Annotated in this window: 1 protein-coding gene; it reads right to left on the reverse strand. The window is 52.2% G+C overall.

Annotated features, from left to right (window positions below; all coding sequences use genetic code 11):
• Positions 1 to 1,943 (reverse strand): cadherin-like domain-containing protein (locus tag ACR1XY_RS24420; protein WP_480597381.1); only part of this gene is annotated, 1,943 nt, incomplete at both ends.

Below are 1,943 nucleotides of genomic sequence, written 5' to 3' on the forward strand. Positions count from 1 at the left end.
GTCAGGACTGCCCCATGCGCGCTTTCGGCAGAGACCGCTATCACCGTGAGCGCATCCCCCTCGGCATCGCTGTCATTGACCAGAAGGGAGGCTGTCTCAATCAGGGTGACAAAATCTTCCCAGATAACATCGGAACTTCGAGTAACACCGTTTGCATCGAAAATACGGGCCTCAGACTCCCAGTTGACCATAAAATCGCCATTAGCGAGCGCTGTCACATGCGCGCCGCCTTGCCCACCATCGGTGATTGCTTCATTGGCGATCTCCCCGCCGTTCGCATCGAAAATACGGACATTGGTTGCATTCCCGTCGTAAGAACCGTCTTCGGGGCTATGAGACCTCCAGGTAACGACGAAATTGCCATTCGCGAGTGCTGTAACACTAACGCCATGCTGCCAGTCGTCAATGGCATTGAGAGGTTCATTGACTTTGAGGAGGCCGCTGATGTCCCCGCCATTCGCGTCGTAAACACGGAAATAGCTGTCAGAACCACAAAGATCGTTATTGCAGGGTCCAGTCGACCAGCTTGCGACGAAATTGCCATTGGCGAGCTCTGTAACACTTATGATGTATTGATAGAACCCGTCGACGACGTTCAACCTGCCGCTGATCCCGACGCCATTCGCATCAAAAACGCTTGCGTTAGTCTCTAAATATCCGTTATCTTTATGCATCCAAGTTACGATGAAATTGCCATTAGAGAATGCTGTAACACTCGGCGAACGTTGGAAAGCCCATTCTTTAATGACGTAGAACTCACTGACAATCTCAACGCCATCTACGTCTACAATACGTGCCTTGATGTCAGTAAAGTGAGATTCATCAGGGGATTCCCAAGTTTCGACGAAGTTGCCATTGGCGAGTTCTGCGACCTTCGGGTCGCTTTGGGTGCCATTGGTAAAGTCATTGATCAGGAACTCACTTGCGTCAATTGTACTTTCTGCATCAATAGTATTTTCAACCTCGCTATCATCAGCCGCGACAGGTGCATCGTTTCTTCCGTGAACAACGATTGAAACCGTTGCAGTGCTCTGCCCACCATTGCCGTCTTCAACCGTATAGGTGAAGGTGTCGATAAGTGTCTCGCCCTCTGCCAGAGCCTGAACAGCATCTGCGCCGGTTGGATCATAGCTGATGGTCCCGTTGGTATTCAGCGTAAGGGCGGCCCCATGCGTACTCGCGGCAGAGACCGCTGTTACCGTCAGTGCATCCCCTTCAACATCACTGTCATTGGCCAAGAGGGTGGCGGTCTCAATCGAAGTCACAACATCTTCGTCGATCGGCGTGGGACCTTGCGCAACACCGTTTGCATCGAAAATACGCGCCTTGATGGCCCAATCAGTGTCGCCTTGCTGCCCGTCAAGAGAATGCCAGGTGACGACAAAATCACCATTGTCGAGCGCTGTCACATTTGGAGTGCCTTGAATGTCATTGGTAAACTCATTGACGAGGAATTCACCGACAACCTCACTGCCACTCGCATCGAAAATACGCGCCTTGATGGCCCAGCCATCATCACCTTGCTGCCCATCATCAGATGCCCAGGTGACGACAAAGTGGCCATTGGCGAGGGCCGTAACATTTGGGTCGCGTTGCGTGCTATGGGTGAATTCATTGACGAGGAACTCACTGACGATCTCAACACCCTCTGCATCAAAAATGCGCGCCTTGATGGCCCAATCAGCATCCCCTTGCTGCTGGTCTTCAGACTCCCAAGTGACAACGAAATGGCCATTGGTGAGCGCTGTAACAATCGGCTTGATTTGCCAGCCATTGGTAAATTCATTGACGAGGAACTCACCGACAACCTCACTGCCACTCGCATCGAAAATACGCGCCTTGACGGCATAACCGGATGGATCGCCTTGCTGCAAGGCGTGAGAATGCCAGGTGACGACGAAATGGCCATTGGCGAGAGTGGTAACGCTTGGGTCCCGCTGATC

This window comes from Ruegeria sp. AD11(2025), from assembly GCF_056542405.1.